Below are 18,955 nucleotides of genomic sequence, written 5' to 3'. Positions count from 1 at the left end.
CGGTCCTGGACCGGACCGAGCAGCACGTTCACCCCCAGCCGGAGAGGATCTCCACCAGCGAGGCCGGGCGGGCGAGCTGCGGGAAGTGCCCGCTCCCCGGCAGGACCGTGGTCCCGGCCGACGGCAGGAGCGAACGCAGCCACCGCACGTAGGCCGGGGGCAGGGGGGCGCGGCTGACGTGGTGGTAGCCGGTCCCCTGCTCCCGCAACGTGGTGAGCTCGTCCGTCCGCTGCCGGCGGAGCTCCTCCGGCGACGTCTCGAGGACCTCCTTCCAGTAGCCGAGCAGCAGGTCCTGGCGCGGCGTCGACCGCAGCAGCGCCCTCTGCGAAGGGCTCAGCTCCTCGGTCCCCATGCCGTCGGAGAGCGTCGTCCAGACGCTCAGGTAGCCCGGTCCGCGCAGCACCGGTTCCACCGAGCGCAGCAGGTCGGCGAAGGGACCGGCGAGCAGCGGCTGGTCGATGTTCAGCACCGCTCGCGCGGGGTGGCGGGCCGCGTACGCGGTGGCCAGCACGGCCCCGATCGAGTGGCCGACCAGCACGGGTGCCTTCAGCCCGGCCGCCGTGACCGCCTCGTGCAGGACGTCGGCGACCTCCGCCGGCGCGTACGAGGCGCGCGGTGGCGAGTCGCCGTGACCGGGCAGGTCGACGGCCACGGCCCGTCGGCCCCCCAGCGCCTCCACCACCGGCGCCCACATGGCGCGGTCGAAGGTCAGACCGTGCAGCAGGACGACGGGCGGCCTGCCGTCGTCGGTCCCCGTGAGGTCCGCCACGAGGTCCCCGAGCCGCACCCCTGTGGTGGTCACGCCGCCGACCTGATCAGGTCGGCGGCCTTCTCGCCGATCATGATCGTCGCGGCGTTCGTGTTCACGGGGACGAGCCGCGGCATGACCGAGGCGTCGGCGACGCGCAGACCCCCCAGGCCGTGCACCCGCAGGTCCGGGTCGACGACCGCGTCGGGGCCGACGCCCATCGCGCAGCTGCCGACGGGGTGGTAGTAGGTGCCGGTCCCGCGGGCGACGAACGCCCGCAGGCCCGCCTCGTCGGTCACGTCTGGCCCCGGCAGCACCTCGCGGGCGCGCCAGGGTGCGAACGGGTCGGTGGCCGCGATCTCGCGGGCCACCCGGACCCCGTGCACCAGCCGACGCACGTCCGCGTCCACGCCGAGGTAGTTCGGGTCGATCAACGGCGGGGTCCCGGGGTCGGGACCCGCGAGGCGGATCGAGCCGCGGGCGTCGGGAACCGTCGCGACCGCCAGGGTGAAGCTGTTCGCGGGGGCGGCCAGGTGCGGCGGGTGGAACGGCACGTGGATGAACATCAGCTGCATGTCGGGGCCGCCCAGCGACGCGTCGCTGCGCCACACCATCGAGGTCTCGGCGTGATTGGTCCGCCCCGCGGGGATCGGCAGGGCCGCCTCGTAGACGACCCCGCACAACGGGTGGTCGTGCAGGTTGCGGCCCACCCCCGGCAGGTCGTGCACGACGTCGACGCCGGCGGCCCGGAGCTCGTCGGCCGGCCCGACCCCGGACAGGAGCAGCAGCCGCGGCGAGTCCACCGCGCCCGCGCTGACGATCACCTCGGCGTCGGCGTACGCGGTGACGAGCCGGCCGCCGTGCTCGAGCTCGACGCCCACGCAGCGGTTCCCGTCGAACCGCAGCCTCCGGACCCGGGCCCCGGTGGCGACGGTGAGGTTGGGCCGCGTGCCGCCCAGCGGGTGGAGGTAGGCGACCGCGGTGCTCTGACGCACCCCGCCCGTGATGGACAGGTCGTGCCAGCCCGCGCCCTCGGCCCGAGCGCCGTTGAAGTCGTCGGTGGCCGGGAACCCGGCCGCCGCGGCCCCGTCGAGGAAGACCTGGGAGAGCGGGTTGGGGTCCGTCGCGGGTGCCGGCCGCATCGGCCCGTCTGTGCCGCGGTAGTTCGGGTCGCGTCCGGTGACGGTCTCCATGCGCCGGAAGTAGGGCAGGACCGAGTCGTAGTCCCAGCCGACGCACCCGGCCTTGGCCCACTGGTCGAAGTCGTTGCGGTGCCCCCGCAGGTAGACCATCGCGTTGATGCTGCTGCTGCCGCCGAGGGTGCGACCCCGCGGCCAGCTGTGGGAGACCCCGCCGGTCCCGGCCTGCGGGACCGTCGCATAGGCGTAGTCGACCTCGGTCCCCCACAGCGCCGGCCACGCGGGCGGCACCGCGAGCTCCGGCCTGGTGTCGGCCGGACCCGACTCGAGCAGCAGCACCCGGGCCGCCGGGTCCTCGGACAGACGGGCGGCGAGGACGCAGCCCGCCGAGCCTGCGCCGACGACCACGTAGTCGTAGCGGTCGTTCCCGGACAGGTCTGGCATCGGCACGGTCATGGTCGTTCCCCTCGATCCGCAGCGTCCGGGACGACCGGGTTCGGCCACCACCGCGCTGACAGATCGACCGTAGAAAGACGGACCCCGCCCTCGCGTACGTCAGATGACGTGGCACCGACCGGTGATCGGTGCGCGTGGCTCAGCCGCCGGCGCAGTCGCGACGCACCGAGCCTCGGAACGCCCACGTCCAGGGGTTCCGTCAGCCGCGGCCGAGCTCGAGCGCCTCTCGGAACGCGTCCTGCGCCGCCCGGGTCAGGCTCCCCGCCGTGCTCGCGCGCTGCCGGGCGCTCTGGTAGCAGGCCAGGGCGATCTGGGCGGCGAACACGGCGAGGGTCTCCTCGGTGCCGCGGGCGCGCAGCACGTCGCTGAGCCGGCCGGCGATCTGCTGGGTCTTGAGCGCGTCGCGTGCGCGGAGCTCGAGGTGCTGCTCGAGCAGGGCGTCATGGCGCCGGTAGGCGTCGCGGTCCCCCGCCGCCTGCTCGCACAGGTCGAGGACCAGCGGGCGCAGCTGTTCGACGGCCTCCGTGGAGGTTCGCGCCGCTCCGACGGTGCTGTCTCCCTCGGCCGCGGCGATCGCGTCGAGCACGGCCTGCTCCTTCGCGAACACGACCTCGGTCTTGTCCCCGAAGTACCGGAAGAACGTCGAGCGCCCCACGTCGGCCCGGGCGGCGATGTCGGTCACCGAGACGTCGCTGAACCCCCGGGCGGCGAAGAGCTCGTCGGCGGCCTCGATGATGCGCTGGCGCACGACCTGCCGCTTGCGCTCGACGAGCGTGGAGGGCGCCGAGGTCGGGGCGGTGGGCTCGGGCGTCATGGTCGGACCCTATCCCGGGACAACCCTGGTCTCACGTGGTACTGAGTCTGTTACGGTACTGAGTACCACTTACGGACGTAGGTGGACGAGAAGGAAGAAGAGTCCGATGTTGAACGCCGACGACCGTCACCAGATCACGCAGGCCCTCGCGCTCCACGCGTACGTCAGCGACGAGGACCAGCTGGACCGCCTCGACGAGCTCTTCGTCCCGGACGCGGTCTACGACATGAGCCGGGTGGGGATGGGGGCCTTCGAGGGGGTGGAGGCCATCCGTGCCGCCGCTGCCGGGCTCCGTGCGAGCGGCCACGCCCCGACCGCCCACTTCGTGACGAACGTCGTCATCGACGAGCACGACGCCGGCACGGCCGCCGTCCGGTCGAGAGGCCTGATGATCATGCACGACGGGGAGCTGCGCGCGGTGACGTACGACGACACGTTCCGTCTCCACGACGGCCGGTGGCGCATCGGTCGCCGGCTCATCACCCCCCTGCACCCCGCCTCGGGCGGCTGATGCGCACGGAGGTCGGACGGCCGGGTGGCCGACGAGAGCGGGCGCGCGGTTTGCCTCCGTCGGCACCCCTTTATTACGATGTCCGAAATGATCAGCTACCTCGCCTACGCGAGCTCCGCCACGCGCGAGCTCCGCGCCGACGACATCGCCGACATCCTCGCCCGGAGCCAGCGCAAGAACGCCGCGCAGGACCTGACGGGCGCGCTCCTCTACAAGGGCGGCAGCTTCCTCCAGGTCCTCGAGGGACCGCAGCAGGCGGTCGTCGACACGTTCCACCGGGTCGGGATGGACGCTCGCCACCGCGGCATCGTCGTCCTGCTCCGCGGCGTGGCGCCGGAGCGCGAGTTCGGGGACTGGTCCATGGCCTACGGCGACGCTGACATCGACGGCACCTGCTGCGGCGACTACGCCGACTTCCTCACCCGCCGCTGGGCGCCGGACCGGGACGACGCCGTCGCCACCGCCTGCCGCAGCCTGCTGTGGACCTTCAAGCGCAACCTCGAACGCGCCTGACCGTCCAACGCCGGCACCGTCCTCGGAGCCGGACCTCGTGGCGACCGCCGAAGCGTTCGCGCGTTCATCCGCTCACTGATGGGTACTGGGGTGACCAGTGACACATCCGAGCGTCCTCGTCCGGTCCCGACAGCCGGTCGCCCAGCAGGGCGACCAGCCGTGGGACCTGGCCGGGATCCTGTCCACCTCCGGGCAGAGCTCCACGACCGGACAGGCGTGCATGACGACGACGGCCCAGCCCGACCAGCACGCCGCGCTACGAGCGTCCCTGCGCGGGGCGGCGGAGCGGACCCTCGCCGACGCCCGGTCGCTGGGCCGCCCGCAGCGGCCGACCGCCACCACTCCCCTGGTCGAGGGTGACGACCACGGCGGGGTGGACGGGGTGGGGGTGACGCTGGTCGTCGACGGCGAGTCGGTCTTCGTCGGCGCGAACGCGTTCACGGACGCCGTCGACGAGGTGCAGTACGACCTCGACGAGGGACCGTGCCTGACCGCCGTCGCGTCGGGGAGGATCGTCAGCTCGACCCGCATCGGTACCACCGAGCGGAGGTGGTCCCGCTTCACCCCGCAGGCCGCGGCGCTCGAGCTGCGCAGCGTCCGATCAGCCCCGATCACCCACGAGGACCGGGTCATCGGCTCGGTCAACCTGTACTCCCGCACGGCGTACGGGCTCGGTGCGGTCCCGCCTCGGGTGCTGCACCGGCTCACGCAAGCCGCCGAGGACGCGCTGAGCCGCGCCTGGCTCCTCGCGCTCGCGGGGACCGGCGTCCGGCGCCTCACCGACGCGCTCGACGACCGCGCCGTCACCGAGCACGCCGTCGGGCTCCTCATGGACCGCTACCTCATGAACGCCAACCAGGCCCGCACCCTGCTCGGCCAGCTCGCCCTCCACGACGGCGTCAGCGACGCCGCGGCCGCCCGGACGCTCACGGGTGCCGGTGCCGACGCGGTGGTCGACGCTGCGGGGCTCGAAGGACCGGGCGCCACGACGGGCGACGCATGACCGTCCGGGCCACCAGAGGTGGGGCCCGCCGCAGGGAGGTTCCCCGAACTCTCGCCGCCGACCTGCGCGACCTCGTGGTCGACCTGTCCGCGGACGGTTACAACCGCACCACCCTGGCGCTGATCGAACGGGAGCTCCGCCGGACCGTACCCTCCATCCTCGGCGCCAGCGTCACCCTCGACACCGCCTCGGCGCCGGACGTGCCCGTGGTGGTCCACTTCGCGAGCCGCGCCCTCGACCCCCAGGAGATCGGCGCCGCACTCGTCCTGCCCCTCCCGGGGCTGCCCGCACCGCGCACGGCGCGCATCACCCTGTACGCCACGCAGCCCGGCGCCTTCGGCGCCCTCGTCCCCGAGCTCGCCCGAGCGCTCCAGCTCGACCCGCGCACCATGGATCCCGAGCCGCCGCTGCCCAGCGCCCCCGTGGTCCCGCGCGCCGACGGCCTGCAGGACTTCAACGTGGTCAACCGCGCGCTCGGCGTCCTGCTCAACCGTGGTCACACCCTCGACACGGCCCGCGTCGAGCTCGGCAGCCGCGCCGAGCAGAGCGACCTCACGGCGGCGGCGTACGCCCTGCTCGCGTCGACGAACCACTGACGCCCCGGCTCCACGGCCGGTGGTCGACGGCGTACGGGGTGGGGTTCCGGCGGGTCAGACGTCGGCGACGAGCGGCGCGACCTCCGTGCCGAGCAGCTCGATGCCGCGCAGCAGGTCCTCGTGGGCCAGGAGCGGGTTCGTCATCTGCAGCGAGAGGCGGTCGACGCCACCGAGCTGCTCGCTGATGCGCCGGATCTTGTCGGCGACGCTCTGCGGGTCGCCCATGAAGAACGCCCCGTCGGGACCGGCCGTCGCGTCGAACTGCGGCCGGCTGGGCGGGGCGAACCCGCGCTCCCGCGAGACGGTCGTGAACATCTTGTGCCAGCCGGGGTAGATCGTGTCGGCGGCCGCCTGCGTGCTCTCACCGACGTAGCCGAAGACGTGCAGCCCGACCTGCAGCCGCTCGGGGGCGTGACCCGCGTGCGCGCCCGCCCGGCGGTAGAGGTCGATCAACGGTGCGAACTGGCGCGGCTCGCCGCCGATGATCGCCACCATCAGCGGCAGCCCGAGCAGCCCGGCGCGCGCGAAGGACTGCGGCGTCCCACCGACGCCGACCCAGATCGGCAGCGGGTCCTGCACCGGGCGCGGGAAGACGCCCTGCCGCACGAGCGGCGGACGGAACTGGCCCGACCACGTCACCTCGACGTTGTCGCGCAGCTGGAGGAGCAGGTCGAGCTTCTCCTCGAACAGCGCGTCGTAGTCGGCGAGGTCGAGGCCGAACAGCGGGAACGACTCCGTGAACGACCCGCGCCCGACGACGAGGTCGATGCGCCCGCCCGAGATCAGGTCCAGCGTCGCGAACTGCTGGAAGACGCGCACCGGGTCGTCGGCGCTCAGCACCTTCACCGCGCTGCCGAGCCGGATGCGCTCCGTACGGGCGGCCGCGGCGGCGAGGATGACCGGCGGCGCGGAGTCGTAGTACTCGGAGCGGTGGTGCTCGCCGATGCCGAAGGAGTAGAGGCCGACGCGGTCGGCCAGCGCGATCTCCTCGAGCAGGTGGGCCATCCGCTCGGCGGGGCCGACCACGTGACCGGTCTTCGGGTCGGTCACCTCCGAGACGAAGCTGTCGACGCCGATGTGCATGGGCGTCAGCCTCTCACGGGCCCGGCCCGGGCTCCCCGAGCTGCCCGTCACCCCGGTGGGTGGAGCGGACCTGTCCGTCGTGCAGGCGTGGTCCTCGAGGTCAGTAGTTCCACCGATGTCGCGGCCGGTGGTGCGCAGGACGGTGGTGACCGTGAGCAGCGGCCCGCCGCCGCGTGTCACGTGCCCGACCCACCCGTCGTACCAAGGAGCCACCCCGTGCCCGACCGCACCACGTCCGTCCCGTTCGAGACCGAGCGCGAGCTCGCGCCCCTGCCCCTGCTGTGGGCCAGAGCCCTCGACGAGGGCGACGCCGACGTCCTGACCGACCTGCTGACCGACGACGTCGTCGTCGACATGACCCCCGCGACGACGAAGATCGGGCTCGACTTCCCGGTCCTGACCGGCCGCGACACCGTCGTCCCGACGATGATCGGCGCGGTCGGTCCGCTCGACACCACGCACATGGTCACCAACGTGACCTACCGCGCCGACGGCGACGGCTGGCTCGTCGCGGCGTACGCGCTGGCGCAGCACTTCCTCCCCGGAGAGGGTCCCGACAGCACCAGGACGAGGCACTGCCTGATGGGCAACACCTGGACCTTCCGGGTGCGCCCCACCCCGGCGGGACCGCGGGTCGCGCGGTTCACCATGGACTGTCGCTGGATCGACGGCGACCCGTCCGTCCTCCTGGCCGCCCTCGCATGACCGGGCCGCACCAGCCGGAGACCGGTCCGGCGGGCCGGGGCCGGCTCAGCGTCTCCTCCGTCGCCCTGGGGTCGTTCGCGATCGTCCTCTCGGAGTTCCTGCCCGTCGGGCTCCTCCCAGCGATCGCCTCCGACCTCGACGTCCGGGTCGGGACGGCCGGCCTGATGGTCGTCGTCACCGGGCTCTTCGCCGCGGTCGCCGCGCCGGCCATCACGGTGGCCGCCGCCCGTCTCGACCGTCGGGTCGTGCTCGTCGGTCTCAGCGGGCTGCTGGTCGTCTCCGACGCCCTCGCCGCCGCGGCGCCGACCTTTCCCGTCCTGCTGCTGGCCCGGGTGCTCCTCGGCCTCAGCCTCGGCGGGTTCTGGGCCATCGGCGCCGGGATCGCCGGGCGGCTCGTACCGCCGGCGGACACCATCCGTGCGACGGCGCTCATCACCGCGGGGATCTCGGTCGCCACCGTGGTCAGCCTGCCGCTGGGCGCCGCGGTGTCCGCGCTGACGACCTGGCGGGTCGCGTTCGTCATCGGTGGCCTGGTCGGACTGGTCGCCCTCGCCCTGCAGCTGGTGGCGCTCCCGCGGGTCCCGGCTGCGGGCCGCGTACGGTTCTCGACGCTCGGAGCCCTGCTCCGGGTGCCGCGCGCCCGCGTCGGCCTCGTCGGCGCCGGCATCCTCTTTGCCGCGCAGTTCGCCGCGTCGACGTACGTCACCCCTTATCTGCAGGACCTGGTCGCCGCCGGTCCGGCGACCGTGACCCTGGCGCTCCTGCTGTTCGGCGTCGCCGGGATCGCGGGGAACTTCGTGGCCGGCCGGACGCTCGGGCGCAGCGTGCTGGGCACCGCGGCAACGGCCCAGGTCGTGCTCGCGGCGGCCGTCGTGCTGCTGCCCTCGCTGGTGCACCCGACCCCCGCCGTCCTGGTGCTCGTCGCGGTGTGGGGCTTCGCGTGGGGCGGCCTCCCCCTGGCCCTGCAGACGTGGATGTCCACGGCCTCGCCGGCCGGCGTGGAGACGGGGCTCGCCCTGTTCGTCACGACGATCCAGCTCGCCCTCGCGATCGGCTCCGTCCTCGGCGGCGCCGTGGTGAGCTCGTTCGGGATCGCCACGGACTTCCGGCTCGCGGGCGCGCTCGCCCTCGTCGGCGCCGTCGTGCTCGTCGCGCTGGGCTCCCGGCGCAGGGCGACGGCTTCCGCGGTGAGCACGCCGGACGCCTCGCCGGACCGGGAGAGCGTCGCGACCGCGACGCCGCTCGCCTGATGCCGCCGTCCCCCCTGGCCGCTGGCCCCGAACCTGTCCGGAGAGCTGTGACCGCCTCGCCCGCCCCCACCGCGACCCTCGAGCTCGGGGGCGTCACCCTCACCTACCTGCCGGACGGCGAGTTCCGCGCCGAGCCCGCCGTGGCGTACCCGCACGGTCACGACCGGCTGTTCGGCGACGGCCTCGACGTCGTCGACGAGGACGGCATGGTCGTCCTCAGCGTCGGTGCGCTCCTACTCGTCAGCGGCGACCACCGCGTCCTGGTCGACGCCGGCATCGGCGCCCGGACCATCCCCCTCGTCCGACCGGGGACGACTCGCGACGCGTACATGCGCGGCGGGACGCTGCTCGAGAGTCTCCGGCAGCAGGGGGTCGAGCCCGACCGGATCGACGCCGTCCTGCTCACGCACCTGCACGCCGACCACGTGGGCTGGATCGGCGACGAGTCCGCCGGCGGCGTCCCCACGTTCCCGAACGCCGACTACTGGGTCAGCGACGAGGAGTGGGACTTCTGGGCGCGCCCCGAGCACCGCGGCGACGTCGTCGGGCCCCGCCCGCACGAGCTCGCGATCATCGACGGACGCCGGCGTCGGCTCGTCGAGGGCTCCGAGCCGGTGCCCGGCGTGAAGGCCGTCGCAACCGCGGGGCACACCCCCGGGCACGTCGCCTTCTCGGTCCGCGGGACCGACCGGCGGGCGCTCGTCGTGGGGGACGCCGTGCACTGCCCGGCCGAGATCCTGCACCCGGAGCTGGAGTGGGTGGGCGACCACGACCCGACGGCGGCCGTCCGCACCCGGACCGGCCTGGCCGACCGTGCCGGTCGCGACGGGACCGTGCTCGTCGGTCCGCACTTCCCCGACGTCGTCTTCCGCCGGTACGACCCGTCCGCGACGCCGTCCCTGATCCCCGTACGCGGTCGCTGACGCCTCGGCCGGGGCAGGACCCCGGCTCGCCGTGGCCCTGGCAAACCCTCACATGAGAAGCCGGGGACGCCCGCGGGTCAGTGGCGGACGAAGGTGTCGGCGTCGGGCAGGACGCTGCCGAACGCGAGGCTACGGGTGGCGGCACCCGAGGCGGAGAAGAACTGGTAGAAGGGCGCGAGCGCGGGCCTGCCGTCCTCGTCGCGCTGCTCCGCGAGCGCCCAGCTCGTGACGCTGCCGCTGTTGCTCACGCCCGACGCGCTGTCCTCCCCCGGGGTGCCGACGAGCACCGTCTGCGACACCGGGACCGGGTCGAGGTCGGGGGCGGGTCGCCCGAGCAGGGCGATCGCGCTGCCGAAGCGGTCGCCCTTCTCGTCGTGCTGTGACAGGTCGCGCTGGGTGTAGCGCACCGAGGTGCAGCTGCTGCCGGGCACGCGGACGCTGAAGAAGGCGCCCGAGTCCGCCTTCTTCCCGGCGTTGCGCCCGGGGGCGCCGACCAGCCAGCCCCCGCCGAGGCACGTCCCGTCGTCGACGGCCACCGCAGCCCCGAAACGGTCGCCCGCGGTGTTGCGCGTCGCGGCGTCCGCGTGCGTCTCGTCGACCGCCGACCTGGGGATCAACGCCCGCTGCACAGGGTCGAGGGCGAACGTCTGCACCGAACCGGTGTCCTTCTTCTTGCCGAGGTCCTCGTCCGGCACACCGACCAGCACCCAGCGCGGGCTGCCGGCGCGAGAGACGGCGACGGCCGCACCGAAGTGGTCACCACCCTCGGGCGAGCCGGGCACCTTGGCACTCGACTGCGTCCACATCGTCCCGCCGCGCGTGGAGCCCGTGGAGGTGTCGAGGGGGTACCAGTACGCGGCACCGGCGTCCTTCTTGCGGCCGACGTCGTGGCCGGGCACGCCGACGAGCAGCCCCTCGCCGGACGCGGCGAGCACGCCACCGAACCCGGTCGACGACTGGACCTGCCCGTGGCGGGCGTCCGCCGCCGTGATCGTCTCGAGCCGCCGGGCCCCGCCGTCAGCGGTGATGAGGAAGTGGTCCACGGCTCCCGCACGCGCGTGGCCGGCCACGGTCCGTCCCGGGGCGCCCACCCAGACGTCCACCCCACCCGTGCTGCGCTCGCGGAGCGCGAGGTCCGACCCGAACCGGTCGGCGGCCGACGAGGCGCGCAGGGTGAGGGCGGGTGTCGTCGCGTAGCCGTCCGCTGCGCCCAGGAACACCTGGACCGCTCCGCCGCCGGGTGCCGTCGGAGCACCGACGGCCAGGTCGGCGCAGTGGTCCGAGTCGACGAACGCCGTCGCCAGGGACGTGCCGAACCCCGTCCCTGCCGTGCCCGGGATCCGCTGCGCGGGAACCCCTGCGTGCGCCCGGACCTCGACCGCACCGGTGGCCGTACGGGGCAGGCCGAAGACCTGCACGTCCGCGGTGGTGCCCGCGGCGGCGTCGAAGGCGCAGTCGGTCGAGGCCAGGGCCGACGGTGCCGCCAGGCCCGAGACCACGAGGCCCGCCGCCACGGCGACGACGAGCGGGAGACCGGCACGAACCTTCACGAGCACCTCACCATCCAGGAGACAGGTGGACAACGTCACACACCGGACGGTGCCGCTGTCGCATCGGCACACCCTGTCACCCGTACGGACGACGTCCGAGGGGACACGTACGCCGAGCACGTGCTGGCGAGCGGTGGTCGGTCCTTCCTGACCGCTGCAGGCTCGGGAGCAAACTGCCTGGCTGACGGCACAGGGACGTTCACGATCTCGGTCGACCAGCGTCGGAGGCACCCGCGGACGTCTCCGGGCAGCCCTCCTCGGCCCCGCGGCGCGTAGCGCGTCGTCCTGCCAACCACGCCCGGCACGTCGCCGACCGCCACCCGGGGTGGTCTGCGGCTCATCCGCGGCCTACACGCGGAGCTGGACGGCCTCGGCCACGGCGGCGATGCCGGCCTCGTCGCGGCGGTAGTGCGACCACTGCCCCACCCGCGTGCAGGTCACGAGACCGGCCTGCTGCAGCGTCGCCATCAGCTGCGACGCGGTCGACTGGGACACGCCCGCCCGCGCCTGGATGTGCTTGAGGCAGACCCCGACCTGCTCGGCCGGCTGGTCCTGGGGCGGGAAGGACGTGGGCTCCTTCAGCCACTCCAGGATCGCGAGCCGGGTGGGGTGCCCAAGTGCCTTGAACGCTCTCGTCAGGTTCTCCGCCGTCAGCTCCACGCGCAGCAGCCTACTGGTGCATCGGCTCATCGCCATATGCCGATGTTGGGATACGGTGCCATTCATCGGCAAAAGCCGATCTAGGAGGATGAGGTGGAGATGCGGAAGACAGCGGTGGTCGTGGGTGCTCGCGGGGTGATCGGGGGCAACCTCGTGGAGCACCTGGTGCAGAGCGGCGACTGGGACGTGATCGGGCTGTCCCGCCGCGGGGGCGAGGACCACGGGGTCGTCCGGCACCGCTCGGTCGACCTGCTCGACCGCGAGCAGACCAGGGAACGGCTGGCGGACCTGGACGGGGTGACCCACCTCTTCTACGCCGCGTACCAGGACCGGCCCCGCTGGGCCGAGCTCGTCGCCCCGAACCTCGCGATGCTGACCAACGTCGTCGACGCGATCGAGCCGGTGTCCCCCGGGTTGCAGCACATCAGCCTGATGCAGGGCTACAAGGTCTACGGGGCCCACCTCGGACCGTTCGCCACCCCGGCCCGGGAGGACGACCCGCCGCACATGCCGCCCGAGTTCAACGTCGACCAGCAGGCCTTCCTGGAGGCCCGCCAGGTCGGCGCCGGCTGGACCTGGTCGGCGATCCGTCCGTCCGTGGTCGCCGGCGTCGGGCTCGGCAACCCCATGAACCTGGCCATGGTGATCGCCGTCTACGCCTCGATCAGCAAGCAGCTGGGGGTCCCGCTGCGCTTCCCGGGGTCACCGGGCGCCTACCACTCGCTGATCGAGATGACCGACGCCGGCCTGCTCGCCGAGGCGACGGTCTGGGCCGCCACCGACCCGGCGAGCGCGAACCAGGCCTACAACATCACCAACGGCGACCTGTTCCGCTGGTCGGCCATGTGGCCCAGGATCGCGGCCTTCTTCGACCTCCCCGTCGCCCCGCCCCTCACGATGAGCCTGACCGAGGTGATGGCGGACAAGGCCGTGCTGTGGGAGCAGATGGTCCGGCAGCACGACCTCGTCCCCACGACGTACGAGGAGGTCTCGTCCTGGGCCTTCGGCGACTTCGTCTTCCGCTGGGACTACGACGTCATCGCCGACACGTCCAAGTCCCGCCGGGCCGGGTTCCACGCGTACGTACAGACCGACGCGATGTTCCTGTCGATCTTCCAGCAGCTCCGCGACGCGCGCCTGATCCCCTGAGCGGTCGGGCGCCCCTCGGAGCGCGCACGGATCGATCACGCGCAGCGCGGGGCGGGCACGACGAAGGGCCCGGTCGTTCGTCCGACCGGGCCCTTCGTGCAGGAGTGCGGCTACTTGCCCCAGACCTGCTTGTAGACGTCGCGGAACCCGCTCGACGGGTCGAAGACGTCGCCGCTGGGGACGTTCTCCTTGGTGATCAGGCCCGGTGCGGCCACGAAGCCGGACGGGTCCTCCCCCGCCAGCTTGCGGTTCACCTCGTCGACCAGCTGCCAGCCCTGCAGGGTGATCGGCTCCGCGACGGTGGCGGCCTGGTAGTTGCTCGTGCGGATCCGCTGCAGCTCCGCGGCGTCGCCATCACCGGCGGCCACCGACTTGGGCGGACCGTCCTTGGGCTTCCCCGCGTCCTCCAGGGCGCGGGCCGCGCCGCCGAAGTAGTTGCCGTTGATGGCGAGGAGATAGCTCAGCTTGTCCCCGTTCTGCTGCAGCAGGTTCGACACCAGGCCGGGCATGCGCTGGTCGGCGGTCGCGATCGGCGAGTCCTCGAAGGTCAGCACCGAGCAGCCGGTGCAGGCCTGGACGTAGGCCTCGAGCGCGCGGGCCTTGGTGACCGCCAGCTCGTACTGGCCGTCGGTGAAGATGGCGACGCCGGCGGTCCCGTTCGAGTCGGCCACCGCGTACGCCGCCGCCAGCTGGGAGACCTTCAGCGGGTCGGTGGAGACGTTGGTGACCATGCCGTTGCCGGGGCCGGTGAGCACACCGGCGTGCCAGCCGATGACGGGGATGCCCGCCTCGGTCGCCTGCTTGATCGCGGGGGCCTGCTCCGTCGGGTCGAGCCCGCCGAGGATGATCGCCGCGGGCTTGGCCGTGATCGCCTGGTTCATCGCGTCGGAGTTGCCCTGCGCGTTGCCCTTGCCGTCGTAGACCGAGACCTTCCAGCCGATCACCGTCGCGGCCTCGGTCACGGCCTTGGACGTCGAGTTGTGGCCGCCGTTGGACAGGTCGCCGGCCACGAAGGCGATGGTCGCCCCGGGCTTCTGCGACTTGGGTCCGGTCGACGGCGGCGTGAAGCCCTCGGAGGCGCTGAGGCTCTTCTGCACCAGGTCCTTCGAGAAGGCGACCGGGTCCCCGGCCGGCAGGATCGCGGCGAACTGGCCGCCGGCGCTGCTCGAGGGCGACGCCGCCTCGGCGGGCGCGGACGAGCCGGCCGCGCTGCTCACGCTCTCGCTGGAGCAGGCCGCCATCGCGAGGCTGAGGGTCACCCCGGCCAGGGCGGCGACGATGCGGGCCCGAGGACGTCGGGCTGTGGTCACGGTCATGGCTTTCCTCCGGTGGGGATGTGGTCGAGCGGGAGATCGGTGGCCTTCGGGTCCTGCGCGGGCGGTCGGCCGGGGTCCGCCACGGCGGGCTCGTCGGGTGGGGCCCCGCCGGCCTCCGCGGTCCCGGTCGGGGTCACCGGATCGGCCTTGGCCTGCGCGACCCGGCGCCGGCTGGTGAGGGACGCGATGGTGATCGCGGCGACAAGGGTGAGTCCGTTGAACAGCGGCTCGAGGTAGAAGCGGCCGGGGAGCAGCTGCTGCAGGCCGGAGATGCCGATGGTGGCGATGGCGACCCCGACGATCGTGCCGATCGAGTTGGTGCGACCGGGACGGATCGTGGTGGAGCCGAGGAAGGCCGCGGTCAGGGCCGGCAGCAGGTACTCGGGCCCGATGTTGGACTGGGCCACCCCCGAGGAGCGCGACGAGATGAGCACGCCGGCCACGGCCACCAGCACGCCGGACGCCACCATCGCGCCGACGACGTACTTGCGGCGCGGGATGCCGGTCAGCTCCGCGGCGCGCGGGTTGGCCCCGACCGCGTAGAGGTAGCGGCCCACCGGCAGGTGGTCCAGCACGACCCAGAGCGCGATCCCCAGCAGGACGGCCAGGATGAACGGCCCGGGGACCGGGCCCACGGACCAGCGCGACAGCTGGTCGAAGGCTGCGGCGCGTGACCCGGTCGAGTCGGTGATCTGGCGTCCACCGGTGTGCCAGAAGGTCAGCGCGTAGATCACCTGCCCGGTGGCCAGGGTGGCGATGAACGCGTCGACCTGGGCGAGCTCGACCAGGAGCGCGTTCAGCAGGCCGATCACGGCGCCGCCGACCAGGCACAGCAGGATCGAGATCCGGTAGTCCAGCCCCATCAGCTGGAACGACAGGGCCATCACCTGCCAGAGCCCCACGCCGTAGCCGATGGAGAGGTCGATCTTGCCCGCGACCATGGGGATCGTGACCGCGAGTGCCAAGATCAGCAGCACCGACTTGGACGAGGCCAGCAACCGGAAGTTCAGCAGGGTCGCGAAGGTGTCCGGGCGGGCCAGGGCGAAGATCACGAAGATGATCACCGTGAGCACGACCAGGCCGTAGACGGTGGTCAGCTTGCGGTACCAGGGCGCCCCGCGGGGTGGCTCGAGAGCCGTCGACCTGACGGAGGTGCTCATGCTCATGCCGTCTCCTGACGGTGGTGGGAAGGTGGCGCCGGGTCCCCTGCGGGACCGTCGGGCGCAGGATCCGTACGGTCGAGGCCCGAGGCGGCGGCGACGAGGTTGGCGATGGTGAGGTCGGCCCCGGCGAACTCGGCCACGACCCGGCCCCGCTCGAGGACGAAGGCACGGTGGGCGATCTTGGTGACCTCCTCCATGTCGGTGGAGACGACCACCGTCGCGGTGCCGGCCCGGGCCGCGTCCCGCAGCAGGGCGTAGATCTCGGACTTGGCCCCCACGTCGACGCCCATGGTGGGTTCCTCGAGCACCATCACGGCCCGGCCGACGCTGAGCCAGCGGGCCAGCACGACCTTCTGCTGGTTGCCGCCGGAGAAGGTGTCGAGCGAGAGCTCGGGGTCGTCGGGCCGGACGCCGAAGGCCCGGATCTGGGCGTACGCGTCGCGGCCCTCGCCGCGTCGGCCGAACCACTGGTAGCTCTTGCGCCCCCAGACCGCGGGGTTGAGGAAGAGGTTCTCCCGCACCGTCAGCCCCGGGGCCACCGACTCCGTCTCCCGGTTGGAGGTGGCGAAGCCGACCCCGACGTCGACGGCGTCGCTCGGCGAGCGCAGCCGGCGGACCTGCCCGTCGATGCTGACCGTGCCCGACTCCGCCGGCAGGGCGCCGGCGATCGCGCGACCGACCGCCTCCTGGCCCGCGGCGCGCAGGCCGCAGAGGGCGACCACCTCCCCGCGCGCGACCCGCAGGGTCACGGGTCCCGCCCCGCCGACGACGAGGTCGTCGAGCGCGACCCGCACCTCGTCGCCGGGCGGGTCGAAGGAGGGGCTGGTGGTCTCGCGGCCGACGATGAGCTCGACGAGCGCCTGGTGACCCAGCCCCTCGACCTGGCGCTCGGCGACCACCCGGCCGTTGCGCATCACCACGGTGCGCGACGAGATCTGGTAGATCTCGTCCAGCCGGTGCGAGACGTAGATCATCCCGACCCCGGTGTCCCGCAGCCGGCGCAGCACGTCGAACAGCCGGTCCACGTCGTGCGCGGGCAGGGAGGCGGTGGGCTCGTCGAGCACCAGGAGCGCGGGGTCGGAGACGAGTCCCCGGGCGATGGCGAGCAGGCTGCGCTCCGTCCGGGGCAGGTCGACGATCCGGGCCTCGGGGTCGATCCCGCCGCCCACCTGCTCGAGGACGCGCTCGGCCTGCCGGTTGACGCCGCGGTGGTCGATCAGGCCGAACCGCCGGGGGTAGCCGAGGACCTGGGCGATGTTCTCCGCGACGGTCATCCACTCGATCAGGCCGAGGTTCTGGTGGACGAAGCTGATCTTGGACCGGGTGCCGGACGCGTCCAGGTCCTCGCCCTGCAGCAGCATCGTTCCGCCGTCCGGTCGGTAGACGCCGGCCAGCATCTTGATCACCGTGGACTTGCCCGCCCCGTTCTCGCCCAGCAGCGAGACGATCTCCCCCGCGTGCACGTCGAAGCTCACGTCCTGGGCGGCCCGGGTGGCGAAGAAGGTCTTCTCCAGGTGCCGGACCTCGAGCAGCGGCGCGCTCACAGCTGGTCCGCCCGGAACAGGTTGAGCGCCAGGGTCCGCAGCTCGCCGACGAGCCGGGGCCGGTACTCCGGGGTGGCCCGCCGCGAGATCATCGTGACGCTGACCGCCGTCGGGGTCGGATCCACGGTGACGGCGACCCCGAGGCAGATGACCCCGGTCACGCCCTGCTCGTCGTCGACCGAGAACCCGCGCTCACGGATGGCGGCCAGGTCGGCGCGCAGGGCGGCCGTGGTCCGGTGCGAGCGCTCGGTCGGGCGCGGCAGCCGGGTCACCCGGTCGAGCCGGGCCTCCAGCTCGTCCGGCTCCAGCGCGGCGAGCATGGCCTTGCCCAGGGCCGTCACCACCGCGGGGGTGCGGGAGCCGGTCTCGTTCACGAAGCGCACCGGCTGGCTCCCGTCGTTGCGGGCCACGTAGACGACGTCGAGCCCGTCCAGGACGGCCAGCAGGGTGGTCTCGCCGGAGAGCAGCGGCAGCCCGGCGACGGTCCGACGGAACTCGGTGACCATCGAGGCCGAGATCAGCATGGAGTGGCTCAGCTCGAGCACGCGGTAGGCCAGGTGCCAGCCGCGCGGTCCCCGTCGCACCATGTCGGCGGCACCGAGGCTGGTGAGCAGGTTCGACACCGACGACTTGGGCAGCCCGAGCTGGGCGCTGATCTGGGTGATGGTCAGGGCCTCGCGGCTGCGGCCCATCAGCGACAGGAGCATGCCGGCCCGGTACGCGGCCGGCGACGGCACGTCCGGCTCGACCACGGGCTCGACGGCGTACGCCTCGGCCACGACCGGTCGGCCGTAGGACGTCGGGGGGCACGCGAGGCGGGCCCGCGGGTCGACGCTCACCGCCGGCTCCGCAGGGTGGCGCCGGCGTCGCGGACCTCGGTCCGCAGGCGGTAGATCCCCGTGCTCGCGGCGACGTAGAGGTCGCGGCCGTCCACGCCCCCGAAGCAAAGGTTGCCCACCACCTCGGGGATCTCGACCGTGCCCAGGTGCGCGCCGTCCGGGGAGAAGACCAGCACGCCGACGGCGCTCGAGGTCCAGACGTTGCCGCGCTCGTCCACCTTGAAGCCGTCGGGCACGCCCGCGTCGACCGTGGCGAACAGCCGGCCGTTCTTGGCCCCGGTCCAGGGCGCTGCGGGATCGATGTCGTAGGCCCGGACGTGGTGGTTGCCCCGCCCGTCCGGCGCCCGGGCCGCCGAGGTGTCCGAGACGTAGAGCACGGTCTCGTCCGGGGAGAAGGCGAGCCCGTTCGGCTCCTCGACGTCGGCCACGACCACGCGCAGGTTCCCGGTCGCGGGGTCGAGCCGGAAGACGAAGTGGTCGCCGTACTCCCGGACGCCGAGGTGGCCCTCCTCGGCGACGGTGATGCCGTACGGCGGGTCGCTGAACCAGACGCTCCCGTCGGAGTGCACGACCACGTCGTTGGGGCTGTTCAGGCGGTGGCCGGCGTACGCGTCGACCAGGGTGCGGACCGCGCCGTCGACCTCGACCTCGAGCGCCCGGCGGCCGTGCGAGCACTGGACCACTCCGCCGTCGGGCAGCAGGACCCGGCCGTTCGTGAACTCGACGCCGTCCCGGTGGACCGCCGTCCGCCCGGTGGCCGGGTCGAAGACCATGATCCGGTCGTTGGGGATGTCGCTCCACCGAAGGACGCCCTCGGCGGGCAGCCAGAGCGGTCCCTCGGACCACGTGCAACCGTCAGCCACCTTCGACGGAGCTGCATCCTCGGTCACCAGACCGTGCAGCCCGAACCCGTCCACCACGTTGCGACCTCCTCGTCGACGTCGAAGGAGAACACGGGTTTCTGAGAGCCGACAAGCGCGATGTTCGACAGGC

Annotated in this window: 19 protein-coding genes; 8 read left to right on the top strand and 11 right to left on the bottom strand. The window is 73.2% G+C overall.

Features of this window, described 5'->3' with window-relative positions:
• Positions 1–28: 28 nt before the first annotated feature.
• The 3 genes from ABD665_RS02205 to ABD665_RS02195 form a co-directional block, all read right to left on the bottom strand.
• Positions 29–802, bottom strand: coding sequence for an alpha/beta fold hydrolase (locus tag ABD665_RS02205; protein ID WP_204912438.1), 774 nt, complete (start codon positions 800–802; stop codon positions 29–31).
• Positions 799–2,343, bottom strand: coding sequence for a GMC family oxidoreductase N-terminal domain-containing protein (locus tag ABD665_RS02200; protein WP_204912439.1), 1,545 nt, complete (start codon positions 2,341–2,343; stop codon positions 799–801). The genes ABD665_RS02205 and ABD665_RS02200 overlap by 4 nt, the downstream gene beginning before the upstream one ends.
• A gap of 199 nt (positions 2,344–2,542) precedes the next feature.
• Entirely contained in the window at positions 2,543–3,157 is a 615-nt protein-coding gene (locus ABD665_RS02195; RefSeq protein WP_204912440.1) for a TetR family transcriptional regulator, read from the bottom strand.
• 106 nt (positions 3,158–3,263) lie between these two features.
• Here ABD665_RS02195 and ABD665_RS02190 point away from each other — a divergent pair, with 106 nt between their 5' ends.
• The 4 genes from ABD665_RS02190 to ABD665_RS02175 all read left to right on the top strand — a co-directional run bounded on the left by ABD665_RS02190 (position 3,264) and on the right by ABD665_RS02175 (position 5,780).
• Positions 3,264–3,668, top strand: coding sequence for a nuclear transport factor 2 family protein (locus tag ABD665_RS02190; RefSeq protein ID WP_204912441.1), 405 nt, complete (start codon positions 3,264–3,266; stop codon positions 3,666–3,668).
• Positions 3,669–3,755: 87 nt separating this feature from the next.
• The gene (locus ABD665_RS02185) at positions 3,756–4,181 is read left to right on the top strand and encodes a BLUF domain-containing protein (RefSeq protein ID WP_204912442.1); all 426 of its coding nucleotides are present in this window, start codon (positions 3,756–3,758) and stop codon (positions 4,179–4,181) included.
• A gap of 97 nt (positions 4,182–4,278) precedes the next feature.
• Positions 4,279–5,184, top strand: coding sequence for an ANTAR domain-containing protein (locus ABD665_RS02180; protein WP_204912443.1), 906 nt, complete (start codon positions 4,279–4,281; stop codon positions 5,182–5,184).
• A complete protein-coding gene (locus tag ABD665_RS02175; RefSeq protein WP_204912444.1) occupies positions 5,181–5,780 on the top strand; it encodes a hypothetical protein in 600 nt (199 codons plus the stop codon). The genes ABD665_RS02180 and ABD665_RS02175 overlap by 4 nt, the downstream gene beginning before the upstream one ends.
• Positions 5,781–5,834: 54 nt before the next feature.
• Here the strand turns inward: ABD665_RS02175 and ABD665_RS02170 are convergent, their stop codons facing one another.
• Positions 5,835–6,863 carry an Atu2307/SP_0267 family LLM class monooxygenase gene (locus ABD665_RS02170; RefSeq protein ID WP_204912445.1) on the bottom strand — a complete coding sequence of 343 codons (1,029 nt, stop codon included), beginning with the start codon at positions 6,861–6,863 and terminating at the stop codon, positions 5,835–5,837.
• A 216-nt stretch (positions 6,864–7,079) separates the two neighbouring features.
• On the opposite strand from ABD665_RS02170, the gene ABD665_RS02165 reads away from it, so the two are divergent.
• From ABD665_RS02165 to ABD665_RS02155, 3 genes are read left to right on the top strand one after another with little or no spacing between them, the layout of a single operon-like run.
• Positions 7,080–7,568, top strand: coding sequence for a nuclear transport factor 2 family protein (locus ABD665_RS02165; RefSeq protein ID WP_204912446.1), 489 nt, complete (start codon positions 7,080–7,082; stop codon positions 7,566–7,568).
• Positions 7,565–8,818, top strand: a complete 1,254-nt coding sequence (locus tag ABD665_RS02160) for an MFS transporter (protein ID WP_204912447.1) — start codon at positions 7,565–7,567, stop codon at positions 8,816–8,818. Before ABD665_RS02165 ends, ABD665_RS02160 begins: the two co-directional genes overlap by 4 nt.
• A gap of 47 nt (positions 8,819–8,865) precedes the next feature.
• Positions 8,866–9,741 carry an MBL fold metallo-hydrolase gene (locus ABD665_RS02155; RefSeq protein WP_204912448.1) on the top strand — a complete coding sequence of 292 codons (876 nt, stop codon included), beginning with the start codon at positions 8,866–8,868 and terminating at the stop codon, positions 9,739–9,741.
• Between the two features lie 77 nt (positions 9,742–9,818).
• Here the strand turns inward: ABD665_RS02155 and ABD665_RS02150 are convergent, their stop codons facing one another.
• Positions 9,819–11,291: an FG-GAP repeat protein gene (locus ABD665_RS02150; protein ID WP_204912449.1), complete on the bottom strand. Its 1,473-nt coding sequence runs from the start codon at positions 11,289–11,291 to the stop codon at positions 9,819–9,821.
• Positions 11,292–11,639: 348 nt separating this feature from the next.
• On the bottom strand, positions 11,640–11,951 hold the full coding sequence (locus tag ABD665_RS02145) for an ArsR/SmtB family transcription factor (RefSeq protein ID WP_344740879.1): 312 nt from the start codon (positions 11,949–11,951) through the stop codon (positions 11,640–11,642).
• A 99-nt stretch (positions 11,952–12,050) separates the two neighbouring features.
• Between ABD665_RS02145 and ABD665_RS02140 the strand changes: the two genes are divergently transcribed.
• Positions 12,051–13,100: an SDR family oxidoreductase gene (locus ABD665_RS02140; protein WP_344740877.1), complete on the top strand. Its 1,050-nt coding sequence runs from the start codon at positions 12,051–12,053 to the stop codon at positions 13,098–13,100.
• A 110-nt stretch (positions 13,101–13,210) separates the two neighbouring features.
• Here ABD665_RS02140 and ABD665_RS02135 read toward each other — a convergent pair whose 3' ends face one another.
• The 5 genes from ABD665_RS02135 to ABD665_RS02115 are packed head-to-tail and all read right to left on the bottom strand — an operon-like array spanning position 13,211 to position 18,882.
• Complete coding sequence (locus ABD665_RS02135; RefSeq protein WP_204912452.1) at positions 13,211–14,416, bottom strand: substrate-binding domain-containing protein; 1,206 nt, start codon at positions 14,414–14,416, stop codon at positions 13,211–13,213.
• Positions 14,413–15,582: an ABC transporter permease subunit gene (locus ABD665_RS02130; protein WP_204912453.1), complete on the bottom strand. Its 1,170-nt coding sequence runs from the start codon at positions 15,580–15,582 to the stop codon at positions 14,413–14,415. Before ABD665_RS02130 ends, ABD665_RS02135 begins: the two co-directional genes overlap by 4 nt.
• Positions 15,579–17,123: an ATP-binding cassette domain-containing protein gene (locus tag ABD665_RS02125; protein ID WP_204912454.1), complete on the bottom strand. Its 1,545-nt coding sequence runs from the start codon at positions 17,121–17,123 to the stop codon at positions 15,579–15,581. Before ABD665_RS02125 ends, ABD665_RS02130 begins: the two co-directional genes overlap by 4 nt.
• The gene (locus ABD665_RS02120; protein WP_204912455.1) at positions 17,120–17,962 is read right to left on the bottom strand and encodes an IclR family transcriptional regulator domain-containing protein; all 843 of its coding nucleotides are present in this window, start codon (positions 17,960–17,962) and stop codon (positions 17,120–17,122) included. Before ABD665_RS02120 ends, ABD665_RS02125 begins: the two co-directional genes overlap by 4 nt.
• On the bottom strand, positions 17,959–18,882 hold the full coding sequence (locus tag ABD665_RS02115) for an SMP-30/gluconolactonase/LRE family protein (RefSeq protein ID WP_204912456.1): 924 nt from the start codon (positions 18,880–18,882) through the stop codon (positions 17,959–17,961). Before ABD665_RS02115 ends, ABD665_RS02120 begins: the two co-directional genes overlap by 4 nt.
• Positions 18,883–18,955: the final 73 nt, after the last annotated feature.

Origin of the sequence: Microlunatus spumicola (genome assembly GCF_039536445.1) — a bacterium.
Taxonomy (GTDB): domain Bacteria; phylum Actinomycetota; class Actinomycetes; order Propionibacteriales; family Propionibacteriaceae; genus Microlunatus; species Microlunatus spumicola.
The sequence above is the reverse complement of the archived record's forward strand: the minus strand, read 5'-3'. Positions and strand labels throughout refer to the sequence as shown.